Source organism: Bradyrhizobium sp. B025 (genome assembly GCF_042257955.1).
GTDB classification, from domain to species: Bacteria; Pseudomonadota; Alphaproteobacteria; order Rhizobiales; family Xanthobacteraceae; genus Bradyrhizobium; species Bradyrhizobium diazoefficiens.
Window position 1 is genome coordinate 6,835,359 of record NZ_CP170150.1, and the last position, 16,216, is coordinate 6,851,574.

Annotated in this window: 14 protein-coding genes; 5 read left to right on the forward strand and 9 right to left on the reverse strand. The window is 65.0% G+C overall.

The window, feature by feature from the left end:
• The first annotated feature begins 5 nt into the window (after positions 1–5).
• On the forward strand, positions 6–653 hold the full coding sequence (locus ACE10W_RS32175) for a MarR family winged helix-turn-helix transcriptional regulator (protein ID WP_161533552.1): 648 nt from the start codon (positions 6–8) through the stop codon (positions 651–653).
• A gap of 1,106 nt (positions 654–1,759) precedes the next feature.
• Here ACE10W_RS32175 and ACE10W_RS32180 read toward each other — a convergent pair.
• Complete coding sequence (locus tag ACE10W_RS32180; RefSeq protein WP_375762432.1) at positions 1,760–3,343, reverse strand: porin; 1,584 nt, start codon at positions 3,341–3,343, stop codon at positions 1,760–1,762.
• Positions 3,344–3,854: 511 nt separating this feature from the next.
• Between ACE10W_RS32180 and ACE10W_RS32185 the strand changes: the two genes are divergently transcribed.
• Positions 3,855–4,334, forward strand: coding sequence for a MarR family winged helix-turn-helix transcriptional regulator (locus ACE10W_RS32185; RefSeq protein WP_375762433.1), 480 nt, complete (start codon positions 3,855–3,857; stop codon positions 4,332–4,334).
• Positions 4,335–4,469: 135 nt separating this feature from the next.
• Here the strand turns inward: ACE10W_RS32185 and ACE10W_RS32190 are convergent, their stop codons facing one another.
• Together ACE10W_RS32190 and ACE10W_RS32195 are read right to left on the reverse strand one after the other, a co-directional pair.
• Positions 4,470–5,555, reverse strand: coding sequence for an alpha/beta hydrolase family protein (locus ACE10W_RS32190; RefSeq protein WP_375762434.1), 1,086 nt, complete (start codon positions 5,553–5,555; stop codon positions 4,470–4,472).
• A gap of 495 nt (positions 5,556–6,050) precedes the next feature.
• Positions 6,051–6,290 carry a hypothetical protein gene (locus ACE10W_RS32195; RefSeq protein WP_375762435.1) on the reverse strand — a complete coding sequence of 80 codons (240 nt, stop codon included), beginning with the start codon at positions 6,288–6,290 and terminating at the stop codon, positions 6,051–6,053.
• A 243-nt stretch (positions 6,291–6,533) separates the two neighbouring features.
• Between ACE10W_RS32195 and ACE10W_RS32200 the strand changes: the two genes are divergently transcribed.
• The gene (locus tag ACE10W_RS32200) at positions 6,534–7,598 is read left to right on the forward strand and encodes a ketopantoate reductase family protein (protein ID WP_038965654.1); all 1,065 of its coding nucleotides are present in this window, start codon (positions 6,534–6,536) and stop codon (positions 7,596–7,598) included.
• Positions 7,599–7,637: 39 nt separating this feature from the next.
• On the opposite strand, the gene ACE10W_RS32205 is transcribed toward ACE10W_RS32200, so the two are convergent.
• Positions 7,638–8,240, reverse strand: a complete 603-nt coding sequence (locus tag ACE10W_RS32205; RefSeq protein WP_271551540.1) for a LysE family translocator — start codon at positions 8,238–8,240, stop codon at positions 7,638–7,640.
• Positions 8,241–8,502: 262 nt separating this feature from the next.
• Between ACE10W_RS32205 and ACE10W_RS32210 the strand changes: the two genes are divergently transcribed.
• The gene (locus tag ACE10W_RS32210; protein WP_038965652.1) at positions 8,503–9,321 is read left to right on the forward strand and encodes a YkgJ family cysteine cluster protein; all 819 of its coding nucleotides are present in this window, start codon (positions 8,503–8,505) and stop codon (positions 9,319–9,321) included.
• A 104-nt stretch (positions 9,322–9,425) separates the two neighbouring features.
• Entirely contained in the window at positions 9,426–10,940 is a 1,515-nt protein-coding gene (locus ACE10W_RS32215) for an ATP-binding protein (protein WP_060908746.1), read from the forward strand.
• Between the two features lie 3 nt (positions 10,941–10,943).
• On the opposite strand, the gene ACE10W_RS32220 is transcribed toward ACE10W_RS32215, so the two are convergent.
• The 5 genes from ACE10W_RS32220 to ACE10W_RS32240 are packed head-to-tail and all read right to left on the reverse strand — an operon-like array spanning position 10,944 to position 16,211.
• Positions 10,944–11,684 (reverse strand): ABC transporter ATP-binding protein, encoded by a 741-nt coding sequence (locus ACE10W_RS32220; protein WP_011089634.1) that lies wholly within the window; start codon positions 11,682–11,684, stop codon positions 10,944–10,946.
• Positions 11,681–12,529, reverse strand: coding sequence for an ABC transporter ATP-binding protein (locus tag ACE10W_RS32225; protein ID WP_375762436.1), 849 nt, complete (start codon positions 12,527–12,529; stop codon positions 11,681–11,683). Before ACE10W_RS32225 ends, ACE10W_RS32220 begins: the two co-directional genes overlap by 4 nt.
• Positions 12,529–14,352, reverse strand: a complete 1,824-nt coding sequence (locus ACE10W_RS32230; RefSeq protein ID WP_375762437.1) for an ABC transporter permease — start codon at positions 14,350–14,352, stop codon at positions 12,529–12,531. Before ACE10W_RS32230 ends, ACE10W_RS32225 begins: the two co-directional genes overlap by 1 nt.
• A gap of 57 nt (positions 14,353–14,409) precedes the next feature.
• Positions 14,410–15,567 carry an ABC transporter substrate-binding protein gene (locus ACE10W_RS32235; RefSeq protein ID WP_028174227.1) on the reverse strand — a complete coding sequence of 386 codons (1,158 nt, stop codon included), beginning with the start codon at positions 15,565–15,567 and terminating at the stop codon, positions 14,410–14,412.
• A gap of 59 nt (positions 15,568–15,626) precedes the next feature.
• Positions 15,627–16,211: an alkylhydroperoxidase domain protein gene (locus ACE10W_RS32240; RefSeq protein ID WP_011089638.1), complete on the reverse strand. Its 585-nt coding sequence runs from the start codon at positions 16,209–16,211 to the stop codon at positions 15,627–15,629.
• Between the last annotated feature and the right edge of the window lie 5 nt (positions 16,212–16,216).

The window sequence follows — 16,216 nt, forward strand, 5'->3', positions numbered from 1 at the left end:
AATCCATGCCATTGGCACGAGAGGCCGTCGAGCTGCTGGTCCAGGCGGCGAGGGCTTGGTATTTCGAAGGCAACCAGCATGGATTGCGCGATCGGGAATGGATGGCGCTGCGCTTTCTCGGCCGCGCCAACAGGTTTTCGCGCACACCGTCCGCGCTCGCCGGCTTCATCGGCTCCACCAGGGCGACTGCATCGCAGATCGTGAAGACGCTCGAGAGCAGGTCCTTCCTGGTGCGAAAGCCCTCGCACGAGGACAAGCGTTCCGTGGTGCTTCACGTCACCGCGCAGGGCGAGAAGTGCCTGAGCCAGCACGACCCGATCAACCACGTGGTGAATGCGGTCACGGCGCTCGGAACCGAGGAGTGCATCAGGCTGCGCGACTCGCTGCGGGAGATCCTCAATCACCTCGACGCAGCTCACCAGCGACTCGATGCCAGCATCTGCCGGGACTGCATGTTTCTCGCCGAACGCAGCCCTGGCATCGGCCCGGCCGCAGCGAAGGGACGCGCAACCGCCGAATTCATGTGCCGGCTGTATCGCGCCCCCGTCTCGCTCGAGGAGACCGAGCTGCTCTGCACCAGCTTCGAGCGCACCCGCGACCGCCCGAAGATCGAGGCGCATCTCGACCGTGCGCGCGTGGCGAGCCAGGGATGAGGCGAAGGCCCGCAGCCTGAGCGCAACTTCCGCACCGATGGCGCGGCCAAAGCTTGTGTAAGATTTCGCGGCGCTCGCAAGGACGGCAGTATCAGCTCCGTCATCCCCGCACAACGACGAGGGATAAGCGCCCGTAGTTTCCACATCGTCATTGCGGGCGCAGCGAAGCAATCCAGAATCCCTCCGCGGAAAGACTCTGGATTGCTTCCGCCTTCGCTAAGGCTTCGGCGGACAAGTCGCTGCGCTCGCAAGGACGGAGCAAGACGAATCGTCGTCATCTTCTGGCTCGCTTCTCGACCCGCAGACACGCCTTCACGTCCCCGCGGCGCATTTCGCCCGAGCTTTGCTTCATCGCTCCACCCTCTTTCAGCCAAGAGGGCGCAGGGAAGGCCGGGTGCCGGCTGGCACCCACGGTCCGCTGTGCGCGTGTAGCGCATGAAAAGATGCACAGCGGCATACAGGTGCAGCCAAAACACTCGGCCTTCCCTGCGCAGTGGTCTGACGGCTTATGCCGTGATCTCCCGGGAGCCGAGTTCCTTCTGGCCTCCCTCACCCCGCGAATTGACGATGCCGTCCGCCCGGTCGGGCTCGCGTGCACCTCCGCGAAAGGCTTGACCGTAGCAACGACGGCCAGGACCACACGGTTTTGCCGTACGCGCATTCGCCGACCGCCACAGGGTTCTCCCGCGCTGTCGACGTCGCGGGAAAAATGTTGGCGAGACGAGCTTTCAGCGCCGCTCATCCGCACGCGGTTTCGGGCTCACAGGGACTACCCGCCCTGCCCGCACCATGTCGTGCCGACGCTGCCGCGTCCACCGCAGCCCGGCTCGCGAAACGTGACGACACAAGATCGCCCTCAAGGTCAAGCCGGGATGGGCGACACATACGACAAATCCGAATTTCGGTAAAGTGGAATATTTTTGTCGATGCGGATTGACAGCTTCGCGGGTGTTTTGCCCGTCGGGCAAACGAGGCTGTCTCCACACCGTCATAGCGAGCGCAGCGACTTGTCCGCCGAAGCTCTAGCGAAGGCGGATGCAATCCAGGCGCAAAAAAAACACCCGGCGGTTTCCCGCCGGGTGTTCGTTCGTGTGGTTCGATAGATCTTACCAGTTGCGCTGAGCGCGGAGGATCATGGCGATCGAGTTCTGATCCTTCAGCTCGTAGGTCGCGGCCGGCTTGGCGGTCACGACGTTCGGGGTGACGCCAACCGTACCGGAGTACTTCTGGTCGAGATGGGTCCAGGAGAGGTCGGCCGAGAACGTCAGGTTCTTGACCGGGGTCCAGCGGGTGACGAGACCGAGCTGGCCAATCGCGAAGTCCGGGTTACACGAGGTGACACCAGCCAGGCCACCGAACACGCCGCCAGCACCACCGGCGCCGCAGAGGGTGGTCTTGGCCAAGGTGCCGAACTGCGCCTGAGCGTAAGCGCCGTAGATCGCGGTGTTCCAGGCCGCATCCCAGTTGTGGGTGTAAGCGCCACGGAAGCCCCAGGTCTTGACGGTTTCCTGCGAGCTGCCGGTCACGAACACCGTGTCGGGAGCGTTGGCGAAGCCGATGCTGCCGTAGGCGCCAGCAACGCCCGAATTACCGTACAGCGCGTAGGAGCTGCCCGACAGATTCTGGAAGTTGTAGCGGGTCGCACCGTCGGTGTAGACGGCCTGGATGTTGATCGTGTCACCCGCGCCGGTCGGGATGTTCTTGATCGAGAGAGCGAGCTGAACCGCCCAGCCCCACTTGTCGTCGGGGTGGCCGGTGGTCTCGTTCGCACCGTAGTAGCCGACGTGGTTGTCATGCGCAGCCACCGACGCCTGGAAGAGGCCCCAGGCCTGGTCGACACGCACCTGACCGACGAGGTTCGGCGAACGCGAGCCGCCGATGGCGTTGGTGCCGTACGAACCGCCGATGATGCCGGCCGCGGTCGCGCCGGTCATGTTGAGGTTGCCGGCCTGATAGTACTGGGTCGCATCTTCAGCCGAGAACGACGCCGTCACGCCCTGGCCGAAGTCGGCCGTGTACGTGAACTGGGTCACACCGGTAACGGTGCCGGAGCCACCGACGAGGTTGTCGGTGATGTTGCCGGGATAGTTGGTCCAGGGCGCGTCGAACTGCGACACGGCCTTACCCATCGTGAAGCCGGCGAACTGGATGAAGGCGTAGTACACGCCGAGCGCACCGGCCGAGGTGTTGCCGTCGGTGCCGTTCACCGAGCCGGAGCCGTTCGAACCGACGAGGCCGGTGCCCGCAGCATTGAGACCGAGCGTACCGCTGTACTGGGTGCCGCCCGTTGCCGAACCGGTGGGGGTATAGTTGCCGGTCGTCCAGGTAAAGACGCCGTCGAAGAAGGTACGGACGACGCCGTACTCGGTCGCGGTGCGGGTGTCGATGTTCAGGTCTTCACGAGCGCGGAAGGTGTAGTAGTTCATCAGGCGGTTGCGAGCACCGGCAACGCCGCCCTGGTTCGGATTGAAGTCCGAGTTGGTATTGAGGTTCGCGTCGGCACGCAAATAGCCGCCCAGCTTGATGCAGGTGTCGGTGCCCGGGATGTAGTAGAATCCGGCGCCGTACAGCGAGCAGATCTTCACGTATTCGACCGCTTTGGCCTTTACGGGGAGATCGGCTGCGAACGCCCCGGAGGCGGCCATCAGGCCGGCAGCCGAGCCGAGAAAGAGCGTCTTCGTCAACTTCATTAGATAAACCTCCAGGTCGGTTCAGGGGGCTCGGCTCCTCGGTGGAGGCCGCTTGACCCTCTCAATTTCCGTTTCAATTCAGGTCCGCACTGAGGGTCCGGACTGAAACGACAGCGAGGTGCCCCCCCTCCGTCGTGCTTCACATATAGTTTATAAAAACAATCGTCTCAATTCATTGATTTGATGAAGCGCAAGTTCGGAAAGGGATGTTGCCTGCGGGCAACAGGAGATGCAGGACGCCGCACAAGCAATTAAAATAAAAGAAAAAGCCCTCAGGGGGCATCCCGAGGGCTTTCTTGGAGGTCTCACATCGCCGGTCATTGACAGCGGTCAAGAGCAGCAAATTCTGAGTGCGTAAGACATAACTTAATCAATTGCTTTTCACAAGCATTAAGTGGCGGCACGATTTCCCCAATGAAGTGTTCCGCGCACGATATGCGAGACGGCTTCGCAATATCCCGCTAAAAGGCTGATCAAAGACAAAAAGAAAAATGATCAAGGGGGAAGCCATATGATCGAGAAGAAGCTCGACCGGGCGATTACAGACTTCATCTGGAATATCGTTGAAATCCATTCCCAGCTGGAGGACATCCACAGCAGCTGGGCTGGACTGCTCGGCATTACCGAGCCGCAATGGCTGATCCTGATGGCCATCACCGAACTGGACGAGGGACGAGGCGTCGCCGGAATCGACGTCGCGAACAAGCTGCGCGTCCACCCCGCCTTCGTGACCAACCAGACCAAGAGCCTCGAGAAGCACGGGTTCCTGTCGCGACGGCCAGCGGCCGACGACGCCCGCTTCGTTCTGATGTCGCTGACGGAAAAGGCGACGACGGAAATCGAAAAACTGTCCAAGCGGAAGCTCGCCCTGAATTCGACCATGTTCAACGAGCTCGACGAGAAGACCCTCGCCGATTTGAATGCCGCGCTCGCGACCATTGCCAAGAATGCCCGGCTCGCTGCACGGCTACTGGCTATCGACGTGTCGTGATACGCGGTTCTTCACGACGCAGCCAAGGCGCGACGGCATGGGAAAGAATCCTCGGCGCGCTTCGGGTCGTTGTCTCCGGATGACTGCGCCGCGTTCGTCGCGAGAAGACCGCGGCTCAGTCATGCGGATCACGGGCTAAAGATAGGTGACGGGATCGAGGCGACGGGCAGCTCCAAGCTTGGCGTCGAGCCATTCAAAAATGAAGTCGTCCACCGTGATGAAATTCTCGACCTCGCCCAGAGGATACGGGATGCGGTTCGGCACGACGATCGAGCAGTCGGCTCCGGCCTGGCGATAGCCGGCTTGCAGCTCGAGTGCCTCCTGTTCGCGCACCATCGAGCGGCTCCCGACCACCATGAGAAGCGGACAGGCCATTCGGCGCGGCGACGACAACGGACGCATCGAGGCTCCGCCCTCGACGACCTGCTCGACGCCTGTCATCCAGTGAACCGATGCCCGGTGCGCGACCGACCGCAAAAGACCGCCGTCGCACACGGCGGCGGCTACCCTGCGATCCGAGAGGACAAGGCGGGAGGCATGACTGGCGCCCGCTCCTTCGCCGTAGATCGCTATCCGCTGCGCGTCGACATCCGGGCGGGCCTCCAGATAGTCCAGCCAGCATTGGAGGATATGCTCCTGTTTGAGCGGACGACGAACAGGCGAACTGCCGGGATCGATGAGCAGAAGTGACATGTTCCGGCGAAGCGAGGCGGGCAAGAGCCTGCTCATCATCGAGGCCAGGGTGACGTCCTCGTCGGCGATGCAGATGACCGCGGGCGCGGAAGGCCCGTGACAGAGCGCCGGCAGGAAGAAGCCGGTCAACGCTCCCTGCTCGAAGCCGTCGATCTCGACGTGCTCGATCGCGTGAGCCGCATCGTCCGCGAAGCTTCTCAGGCTGAGACCGACCCTATCGGCGAAGTCGGTACTCGCGAGATCGTCCGGAGAAGACAGGCTTCGCGCGACCTCGAACGCCATCAGCGCGCATATCCACGCTTCGCACGCGACGATCCGGCCGGCACCGTCCGCGCGCGCGGATTCGGCGGAGCTCCGGTAGTCTTCCGCAACCCTCAACCAGTCTGAAAACCAAAGATGCCTGTGCGCCTCGCGCGCAAGCTCCGCGACAGACAGACTTTCGAAAAATTCGGACGCGCGCTTTCGCAAGCGTACGAGGCTTCCACCGGCGCCGTCACAGCGGCCGTGAGGCCAATGATCACCTTCCATTTTCTTCTCCGAACGGCGCCGTCAGCGATTGGCCGGGCTTGCCGGCTGCGCATTCAGCGCAGAGCCGTGCACGCCTGCTCGATGCGATCCCAGGCGTACCTGGTCGCGTCCATCGCGCTTGCGTCTGCTGATGCCGTCCGCCTCGCCGATCTGTCTCGCTGCCGTCTCGACTCCACGCAGGGACAGCACATCGTGCCCCGCGCAGGATCGGAGCGTTGTTGCAGCGAGACCCCATCCGATGTTCGTTTCGTCTTCGCTTCGCGCGGGCGAGGGCACTTGGCCAAACCGTGTGTAGCCCCCATCGGCCGGTCTCAACACAAGTTGCACGCCGGCTCCAACTCAATCGTCACGTCTCAGCTCCGTTGCTGATGTACAGTCATGGCCCCGCGCCACTTTGCCATTTTTGCGGTCCTAGGTTTGTAGTTTTTTGTTGCGATCGACGGCTAAATATTGGCTGCCATTTGATGACAGAAGAGGCAGGGCCTGTGTCGGCTTTCATCGTGAATTCCTGATGACCCATCCGGCGCGCAGCTCATCACGATAGCGATAAAAGATGCGGCGGATTGCCGCTTCATCGATGCCGAATGTCTTACGCCGCGGGACTTCCCGACTGTCGTTCTCGCAGGAAAACTTGCGAGACGAATCCTCGACGTCGCGCATCCACACACGGCGCGCGAAACGTGACGACGCATGATCGCCCTCCAGGTGAACCGGGATGGTCGAGACATCCGACATTCCGAACTTCAGATAAGCCACTTATTTAAGCAACTCAAGTATCTGCTGACGCCCTCGTGTCCGGGTGCGGATAGTCACGCTTTCGGCGTCGAGCAACACGGCCGGGCCGCCCGCCGAACCTTCCGCGCCTTGTATGCATTATCCCAGTTGCCATTATCGGGCACTTCGCTTTACATGCCGGCAACCTGCCCTCGGATTGCAGCCGGGGCACAAAAATCACATGACATTTCCAAGGGACGAAACATGGCGCGCAACATATTGATTCTCGGGGCTTCCTACGGCTCCCTGCTGGGCACGAAGCTGCTGATGGCAGGACACAACGTCACCCTGGTCTGCCGCGCCAAGACCGCGGAGCTGATCAACCGTGACGGTACCGAGGTCCGCATCAAGTTGCGCGACGAGGCGGTGCACCGGGCGATCTTCTCGCGCGACCTGCCCGGCAAGCTCGATGCGGTGACGCCGGCCGATGTCGACGTCTCCCGTTACGACATGGTCGGCCTTGCGATGCAGGAGCCGCAATACACCAACCACACGGTGCGCGTGCTCATGGTCAAGATCGCCGCGGCGAAGCTGCCGTGCCTGTCGATCATGAACATGCCGCCGCTGCCCTATCTGAAGCGGATTCCGGCGCTCGCAGGCATGGATCTCGAGGAGGCCTATACCAACGCGCAGGTGTGGGAGCGGTTCGAGCCGGGCCTGGTGACGCTGTGCTCGCCCGACCCGCAGGCCTTCCGTCCGCCGGAGGAAGCCGCGAACGTGCTTCACGTCGGCCTGCCCACCAACTTCAAGGCATCGGTCTTCGCCGACGAGAAGCACAACAAGGTGCTGCGCGAGCTCGAAGCCGACATCGACGCGGTGACGCTCGACGGCCACGACGTGCCGGTGAAGCTGAAAGTGTTCGATTCCCTGTTCGTGCCGCTGGCGAAGTGGTCGATGCTGCTGACCGGCAACTACCGCTGCATCACGCCGCACGAGCCGCAGTCGATCCGCGACGCCGTGCACGGCGATCTCAAGCGCTCGCAGACGATCTACGATCATGTCGACGCGATCGCCCGCCGCCTCGGCGCCGATCCGCAAGACCAGGTGCCGTTCGCGAAATACGCCAAGGCGGCCGAAAGCCTGCTCAAGCCGTCGTCGGCCGCGCGCGCGGTGGCCAGCGGCGCGCCCTTCATCGAGCGCGTCGACCTGCTGGTGAAGCTGATCTCGCATCAGCTCGGCGTGCCCAACCCCGAGATCGACCGCACGGTCGAGACCGTGGACCAGAAGCTGAACGAGAAGATCGTGCAGGGCGGATCGGGCGCGCAGTAGCCGCGCGCCACGTCTGTCGCTATCGCGCGACGCAGGCGCTCACGCGCTCAGGAATGATTGAAGCCAGATCAGGCCGGTCACGGCGACGAGCGTGACCGCGCCGGTGCGCGTGATGATCTCAGGGTAGCCGAGACGACGGGCGCCGCCGCCAAGCGTTGCGCCCAACGCAATCCACGCGGCGCCCGCGGTGACGATCTGAAGCGCGATCATTCCGAGCCACGGCAGGAGCTCGAACAGTCCGGCCTGGAGCGGCAGGAGCAGGAAGGCGAACACCATCGCCTTCGGATTCAGCAGCGTGGTGATCAGCACCTGACGGAACGTCACCACGGCGCCGCCGCGCAGCTCGCGCGCGTTGACGCGCCAGAGCATGACGGCAAGGCCCAGGATGTAGACACTGACCGCCACGCGAAGCACGACGGCCGCGAGCGGAATGCCGCTCACGACGGGACCGAGCGCCAGCCGCAGCAGCGCAATCGCCGCGAGATAGCCGAACAGCTCCGCCGCGAGCAGACGGAGCGACCGCGATATCCCGATCCCTGCCCCCGATGTCGCGAGCAAGGTGTTGGTCGGTCCCGGCATGGCGAGGAGAAAACAGGTCGCCGTGAAGAAGGTCAGGAAGTTCATAGCCCAGGCTAACAGCATCGCGCCGGCAAATCTTGATCTGCGTCATGCGGCGGCACCGCCATGCTCGACTTTGGCCGCGTTCGCACGGAACGGTTCCCGGTGTTGCCCGAACTCGATGAGAGCGATCGCGCCGTCCTGATCACGCGATCGTGTCGCTGCCCACGTCTCGTCGTCTTGCCTCGCGCTTAGGCGTGAGCAAGATAGCTTTGTAAGTCACCTTGCCCGGCATTGATTTGCGATGCCTGCGTTTGGGATCCAGACAAGAACACGAGAAGAAGCAATGGATCAGGCGATGCTGAGCGTCGTCCGTGCGGTCGAGGCAGGCGCGACGACCATGAAGGGCGTCATCGACGCGACCGGATTATCCCGTCTCAAGATCGAACGTGCGTTGGCTGCGCTGGAGAAACAAAAGCTCCTGGTGCGCGACGGCCAAGGCTTCAGGGCAACGGGTCTGCCGAGAACAGCGCCCAACCCGCGTCAATGCGGATCGTGCAACGCCTGCTGCGATATCCTCGAAGTCGCCGCGGTCGACAAGCCGGTAAACCAGCTCTGCAGGCATTGGCAGGCGGGCACCGGATGCACCATCTACGCGAGCCGCCCGCAGATGTGCCGGTCGTTCGCCTGCGCCTGGCTGCAAGGCCATCTCGACGATGCATGGTTTCCAGCGAAATCGGGCATCGTGGTGCATTTCAGCCAGGACGCCGTCAACGTCACGGTCGACGACGACTGCCCCGATCGCTGGCGCGAGGAGCCGTATTTCAGCAAGCTCGCCGAATGGTCGATGAACGGCATCAGGCGAATCGGAAACCGCGGCTACGCGACCCTCGTGGTCTCCAGCGAGAACCGATTCCTGCTGCTCGGACGCACCGTCGTTCCCGATCCGACGCCATCAGGCACCGCGTTCCTGCCGCTCACCCCCGACACGTTCCGGTTCTGGCGGGCAACGTCACCGGAACATCTGCAGCGGCTGCACGAGCGCATCGCCGAGATCGAGCGGATCAGGCAGGAATTCGGCTCCTGCGCGATTCCCCCGAACGAGGACGACGATCCCGTCCCGCCCTATCGCCCCGCGCTTCTACGGTTGTCGAATCACGCCTGAACGCCGTCGTGGGCAACAGAGCCTGATTCGCGCTGTGGTGCTCGACGCGCCCCGGCCGGGTTGATAAGCCCCTGTCCGCGAATGATGGGGACTTGAGTCGGGACATGACGGTTGCGATCGAGATGGGGCAGACCACGGCGGGCGCCGCGGCGGCCATGGACCTCGAGGAACTGCTGGCGACCCGCCTCCTGGTGCAGGGCAATTCGGGCTCCGGCAAGTCGCATCTGTTGCGGCGGCTGCTGGAGCAGAGCGCACCCTGGGTGCAGCAGGCCATCATCGACCCCGAGGGCGATTTCGTCACGCTGGCCGAGCGCTTCGGCCATCTCGTGATCGAGGCCGAGGATCACACCGAGCGCGGCCTTCAGGTCGCGGGCGAGCGCGCGCGGCTGCATCGCGTCTCAACCGTGCTCAATCTCGAGGGCCTCGATGCCGAGAACCAGATGCGCCGTGCCGCCGCGTTTCTCGGCGGCCTGTTCGACGTCGATCGCGACCATTGGTACCCGATGCTGGTGGTGGTGGACGAGGCGCAGCTGTTCGCGCCGGCAGTCGCCGGCGAGGTGTCGGACGAGGCGCGAAAACTGTCGCTCGGTGCCATGACCAATCTGATGTGCCGCGGCCGCAAGCGCGGGCTCGCCGGCATCATCGCGACCCAGCGGCTGGCAAAGCTCGCCAAGAACGTCGCGGCCGAGGCCTCCAACTTCCTGATGGGCCGGACCTTCCTCGACATCGACATGGCGCGCGCCGCCGACCTGCTCGGCATGGAGCGGCGCCAGGCGGAAGCCTTTCGCGATCTCGAGCGCGGCCAGTTCATGGCGCTGGGACCTGCGCTGTCGCGGCGTCCGCTACGCCTGAACATCGGCCCGACCGATACCCACGCGCGCAACTCCACGCCGCGGCTGATGCCGATGCCGGACTCCGCACGCGAGGATATGCGCGCCGTGATCCTGGCCGCACCGCCGCCCGATGCCAGCCGGCCGCAGCGCCGGCCCGCGCCGGATCTGCTCGAACAGCTGCGCGCCGCGAAAGCGGCCGCCACGCCGGAGATCCGGCCTGAGGTGGTCGAGGTTCAGGTCAGCGCCGAGGAGCTCGCGGAGCGGCGCGAACGCGTCGACCGGACCCTGCGTGCCGTGCTCGCCGAGCCCGATGCCGGCTTCCGCGCCGTCGGCGTGCTCTATCAGGAGTTCGTGGTCCGCTGCCGCATCGAGGGCCTCGGCGCGGCCGTGCCTGACCTCAACGAATTCCGCCGCATGCTGACGCGCGCGCGCGCCGGGCTTGGCGCCGAGCATGCCGAGGACGACGACTGGCAGGACGTGTCGCTGCGCGCCTCGATCCTGCCCGACGACATGCAGGGCGTCTTCATGATGATCGCGCGCGCGGCGAAGGAAGGCTGGCCCTGCCCGGGCGATGCCGCGATCGCCCGCGCCTATGGCTCGCATTCGCTGCGCCGCGCGCAGCGCCTGCTCAGCTACATGGAGGAGCAGGGTCTCATCGTCTGCCAGCTCGACGGCGGCGGACGCAGGATCGTGACGCTGGTGGAGCTGGCCTGGGCGACCGCGCCCGGTGATCCCAATGGCGACGATCTGCCGGCGGAGCCGGCACAGAGCGCAGCTTCGGCCTGATCGTTACGCGGCCTCGGCCCCGCCGAGATAGGCGTCGCGGACGCGAGGATCGTCCTTCAGCGCCCGCGCGGGGCCGGAGAGCACGATCTTGCCGGTCTGGAGCACATAGGCCTCGTGCGCGATCTCGAGCGCGAGGCTGGCGTTCTGCTCGACCATGAACACGGACACGCCCTCCTGGTTGATGGTGCGGATCAGCTCCAGCACGCGGTCGACATAGAGCGGCGACAGGCCCATGGTCGGCTCGTCCATCACGATCATCCTGGGACGGCTCATCAGCGCGCGCGCCATCGCCACCATCTGCTGCTCGCCGCCGGACAGGGAGCCTGCGCGCTGCGACAGCCGCTGGCCGAGCTTCGGAAACAGCGTCAGCATCTTGTCGAGATCCTGCGCCACCGCATCGCGGTCGTTGCGCACGAAGGCGCCCATCAGGATGTTCTCGCGGACGGTCATGTCCGCGAACAGCCGCCGCGCCTCCGGCACCGAGGCGATGCCGCGGCGGACGATCTGCGGCGTGGAGAGGCCAATCAGCGAGGCGCCGTCGAACGTCACGTCGCCGGACCGCGGCTTGACGAGGCCGAGGATGATCTTCATCGTCGTAGACTTGCCGCTGGCATTGCCGCCGAGCAGGCAGACGATGTGGCCGCGCGCGACCGTGATCGACAGGTCGAAATGCACCTGGGCCTGGCCGTAGAAGGTGTTGACATCAGACAGCGCGAGCAGCGGCCCGGAAGAGGAATTCGTCATGCCGCGCTCTCCTGCTCCGCCGCCCCCGACAGGCCGTGACCGAGATAGGCCTCGATCACCTTGGGATCGCCACGCACCTGTTCGCCCGGTCCCTCCGCGATCTTCTTGCCCTCGTCCATGACGATGACGCGGTCGGAGAGGCGCATCACCATCTCGAGCTTGTGCTCGATCAACAGGATGGTCAGCCCCTCCGCCTTCAGCTCGGCGACGAGGCCCTGCATTTCGGCAGTCTCGGTCGGATTCATGCCGGCGGTCGGCTCGTCGAGCAGCAGCAGGCGCGGCTTGAGAGCGAGCGCACGGGCGATCTCGACGCGGCGGCGGTTGGCGTAGGAGAGGCTGTAGGCCGGCTGGTCGATCCGCGGCAGCAGCCGCTCGCCGAAGCGGGCGAGGATGGCTTTCACCTCCTCGCGCAGCCGCTCTTCCTCGTCCCTGACGCTGGCGGGACGCAGCAGCGCCAGCCCCAATTCCAGCAGCGGGCCGATCACCGGCACCGTCGGCTTCACCGCGCGCAGCCGCGTGTGCGCGCCGATCAGGACGTTGTCCATGACGCTGAGATTGCCGAAGACGCGGCCGAGCTGGAAGGTGCGCGCGATGCCTTCGGCCGCCAGCCGTTCCGGCGAGAGGCCGGTGATGTCCTGGCCTTCGAAGTGGACTTGACCTGCGTCGGGCCGGTCGAGCCCGGTCACGAGGTTGAACAGCGTCGTCTTGCCGGCGCCGTTCGGGCCGATGATGCTGACGAGCTCGCCCCTGGCGAGGTCGAGATCGATCTCGTCGACCGCGGTGAGGCCGCCGAAGCGCCGCGTCAGCCCGCGCAGCGACAGCATGGATGTGTGCTGCTCTGCCATCACATCGTTCCCAACAGGCCCTGCGGCCTGAACCGCACCAGTAGCAGCAGCACGATGCCGTAGATCAGGATGCGGTACTCCGCCGCGATCCGGAACAATTCTGGCAGACCGACCAGCGCCACCGATCCGACGATGGCGCCGACGACATTGCCGAGGCCGCCGAGGATCACGACCGTCAGCGCCAGGATGGACTGCTGCGTGTTGAAGGTCTCGTGGTTGATGTAGGAATAGAGATGCGCGGCGATGCCGCCGCTGACACCCGCCGCAAACCCGCCGAAGACGAAGGCCAGCGATTTGTAGCGGTTCAGGCTGAGGCCGTAGGCGCGCGCGGCGATGTCGTCGTCTCTGATAGCGCGAAAGCTGCGGCCGAGATGCGAGCCGAGCAGGCGCGCCTGGAGCAGCGCCAGAACGACCATGACCGCAAGGCTGAACCAGTAGACCGACGACGGGCTGACGAGGTCGTAGCCGAACAGCGACAGCGGCGGAATGCCGGAGATGCCGATCGGCCCGCGCGTGACGCTCTCCCAGTTCAGGATCACCAGCGACACGATCTCGCCGATGGCGAGCGTCGCGATCGAGACGTAGTGCCCGCGCAGGCGGAACGACGGCGAGATCAGAGCGGTGCCGAGCGCAGCGCTCATCAGGCCGCCGCCGATGATGGCGAGGCCGACGGGAACGGCGAAGCTCAGCGACAGCAGCGCGGACGTGTAGGCGCCGATCGCGAGCAGAGCCGCGTGTCCAAGCGAGACCTGGCCGATCGTGCCGGCGACCAGTGTCAGGCTGAGCGCGAGCATGCCGAGCAGCCAGGCGTTGATCAGGGTCTGGAGCACGTAGAACGACACCGGGAATAGCGGCAGGATCGCAAAGGCAGCGGCCGCCACCAGCAGCGCCCAGCGCGGAATACGCACCGGCCGGCTCGGCGCGATGAAAGTCCCGGTGAGCGGCTCGGGCGGCGCTTGCCGCGCGCTGGCGAACAGGCCGTTCGGCCGCAACACCAGCACGACGACCAGCAGCAGGAACGCGAACAGATTGCGGTAGCTGGTGCCGAACACGGCGACGCCGTAGCTCTCCACCAGTCCCAGCAACAGGCTCCCGATCACCGCGCCCGGCACGTTGCCGGCGCCGCCGACGACTTCGGCGACGACGCCCTTGAGTGTCGCCTGAAGGCTCATCGCGGTGTCGATCTGGTTGTAGTACATGCCGACCAGCATGCCGGAGACGCCGCCGAGCGCCGCGGCGATGCCGAACACCGCCTGATTGACGCGGTTGACATCGACGCCCATCTGCATCGCGGCATCGCGGTCCTGCGCGGTGGCGCGCACCGCCCAGCCGAGCTTGCTGTAGCGCAGGAACACGAACAGCAGCAGCGCGCTGGTGATGCCGACGCCGGCGATGAGCAGATCGAGCGGGCCGATCGTGCCGCCGCCGATCTGGAAGCGGACGTCCGGCAACTGGCTCGGCAGCGCACGCGGGTTCGGCGAGAACGTCAGCATCACCAGCTGGTCGAGCACGAAGCTGATGCCGATGGTCGCGAGCAGCGGCGCGATGCGCACCGAGTTCTGGAGCGGCCGCAGGCCGAACCGCTCGATGATCAGCCCGACCAGCGCTGCGGCCACCGCGACCACGATGATGGTGAGCGGCAGCGGCGTATGCAGCTGCACCACCGCGACCCAGCCGATATAGGCACCGACCAGATAGATCGAGCCTTGCGCAAAGTTGATCAGCCGGCTGACGCCGAAGATCAGCGCGAGCCCGACCGCAACAAGGGCGTAGACATTGCCGACGATCAGCCCGTTGATCGTGTAGTCGAGCCAGGAAGACAAACGTTGGTCCCCGCGTAGGAAGGAAGGCAGCCGGAGCGGCGCGCTCCGGCCGTCAGGTCAGGTCGGCTTGCCGTCCCAGAGCGCGAACTGGCCCTTGCGCACGACCAGTTCTGCGTTCATGGCGCCCTTGACCCGGCGGCTCTCGACGTCGAACGTCGCCGAGCCGAAAATGACGCTCGACACATCCTTCACCTTGGCGAAGGCGTCGCGGATGGCGCGGCGATCGGTGCCGCCGATCCTCACGACCGCGGCCGCCATGTTCATCGCGTCGTAGGCATAGGCGTTGAAGGCGTCGGGCTCCTGCCCGTTGTACTTGGCCTTGAAGCCCGTGATGAATTTCTTCACCTCGGGCCTGGGATCCTCGGGGAAATAACGCGTGCCGAGATGGACGTCCTCGACCGCCTCGCCGCCGAGCTCCAGAAATTTCGGCGAGTATACCGAGCTTGCCGCGCAGATGGTCTGCTTCAGCCCGACCTGGCGGGCCTGGCGCGCGATCAGCGCACCGTCGGAATAGTAGGAGATCAGGATCAGCCCGTCCGGACTGGCGTCGCGCACGCGCACCAGGGTGGAGCGGAAGTCGCGCTCCTCCGCGATGTAGCCCTCGGTCACCGCGATCTCGGCGCCGTATTCCTTCGCCGCCTTGACGAAATAGTCGCGGCTGGTGCGGCCCCAATCGGTGTTGAGGTGGAGTATCGCGAGCTTCTTGAGACCGAGGCGCTTGACGGCATAGGCCGCCAGCAGCGGCTGCTCGTCGGCCTGGCTCACCGACGTGCTCCACATGAAGTCGCCACCCTTGGTGAAATCGGGGTGCGAATTGGTGAAACCGAACTGCACGAGGCCGCCGCGCTGATAGATCGGGGATGCCGCCATCGAGGCCGGGCTGGAGAAATCGCCGAGCTCCATGACGATCCGGGGATCGGACACGAACTTCTGGGCGATCGCCACCGACTGGCGCGGGTCGCTCTGGCTGTCCTCGAAGCTGTAGGCGAGCTTGCGGCCGTTGATGCCGCCGGCGGCCTGGATCTCGTCGAGTGCGAGATCGAAGCCCTGCTTCCACTGCGTGCCATATTGCGCGTTCGGCCCGGTCAGGGGGCCGCTGACGCCGAGCAGGATCGGCTCGGACGACTGCGCAAACGCGCTGCGCGAGAAGGCCGCTCCCGCCATCATGGCGGCGAGCGAGCCCTTGACCAGGGTACGGCGATCGATGTTGCTCATCTACGGCTCCATCCACTCAATGTTGAAACAAGCAGCAATTTCCATGCCGGTGAGATTGCCTATTTCGAGGGCTCACCGAGCGACAGCATCAGCCGGTTCGCCCAGTTGAAGAACGAGGCGCCGTTGATGACGTCGACGATCTCGGCATCGTCGAGACCGGCGCGGCGCAGCTCCTCGACATTGTCGGGCCCGAACGCGATCGGCGTCGCGGCCAGCGCCACCGAGGCCTTGACCACGGCATTCCAGCGCTCGCCGAGATCGGCCTCGACGCCTTCGTCGAGCAGCCGCTGCACGTCGTCGCGGCGCTTGGAATAGGTGCTGGCAAATCGCGCATGCACGGAGGCGCAATAGATGCAGCCGTTGTAGCGCGAGGTCGCGGCGGCTGCGAGCTCGCGCTCGGCGCGCGGCAGGCCATCGGCGACGTTGTAGAAGATGTCCTTGTCGGTCTTGGTGCGGGCTTCCAGCACCTCGGGATCGCGCACCAAGAGGCGGAAATATTCCGACTTGGCGCGGGCGCGATCGACCAGACCGGCGAAGTGCCGCTCGGTCAACTCGGCCTCGGGCAGCGGGTCGATCCACGACACCCAGCCGAGTTCGTCCTGGGTGAAGACGACGGGCGGATTGACGGTGTTTGCAGCGCTCATGATTG

What these genes read in the sequence shown, in the direction of transcription:
- ACE10W_RS32205 (WP_271551540.1), bottom strand. Translation starts at nt 8,240, where the DNA reads ATGCTGTTAGCCTGGGCTATGAACTTCCTGACCTTCTTCACGGCGACC.
- ACE10W_RS32235 (WP_028174227.1), bottom strand. Translation starts at nt 15,567, where the DNA reads ATGAGCAACATCGATCGCCGTACCCTGGTCAAGGGCTCGCTCGCCGCC.
- ACE10W_RS32220 (WP_011089634.1), bottom strand. Translation starts at nt 11,684, where the DNA reads ATGACGAATTCCTCTTCCGGGCCGCTGCTCGCGCTGTCTGATGTCAAC.
- ACE10W_RS32225 (WP_375762436.1), bottom strand. Translation starts at nt 12,529, where the DNA reads ATGGCAGAGCAGCACACATCCATGCTGTCGCTGCGCGGGCTGACGCGG.
- ACE10W_RS32240 (WP_011089638.1), bottom strand. Translation starts at nt 16,211, where the DNA reads ATGAGCGCTGCAAACACCGTCAATCCGCCCGTCGTCTTCACCCAGGAC.
- ACE10W_RS32175 (WP_161533552.1), top strand. Translation starts at nt 6, where the DNA reads ATGCCATTGGCACGAGAGGCCGTCGAGCTGCTGGTCCAGGCGGCGAGG.
- ACE10W_RS32180 (WP_375762432.1), bottom strand. Translation starts at nt 3,343, where the DNA reads ATGAAGTTGACGAAGACGCTCTTTCTCGGCTCGGCTGCCGGCCTGATG.
- ACE10W_RS32215 (WP_060908746.1), top strand. Translation starts at nt 9,426, where the DNA reads ATGACGGTTGCGATCGAGATGGGGCAGACCACGGCGGGCGCCGCGGCG.
- ACE10W_RS32210 (WP_038965652.1), top strand. Translation starts at nt 8,503, where the DNA reads ATGGATCAGGCGATGCTGAGCGTCGTCCGTGCGGTCGAGGCAGGCGCG.
- ACE10W_RS32190 (WP_375762434.1), bottom strand. Translation starts at nt 5,555, where the DNA reads ATGGAAGGTGATCATTGGCCTCACGGCCGCTGTGACGGCGCCGGTGGA.
- ACE10W_RS32195 (WP_375762435.1), bottom strand. Translation starts at nt 6,290, where the DNA reads ATGTCGGATGTCTCGACCATCCCGGTTCACCTGGAGGGCGATCATGCG.
- ACE10W_RS32200 (WP_038965654.1), top strand. Translation starts at nt 6,534, where the DNA reads ATGGCGCGCAACATATTGATTCTCGGGGCTTCCTACGGCTCCCTGCTG.
- ACE10W_RS32185 (WP_375762433.1), top strand. Translation starts at nt 3,855, where the DNA reads ATGATCGAGAAGAAGCTCGACCGGGCGATTACAGACTTCATCTGGAAT.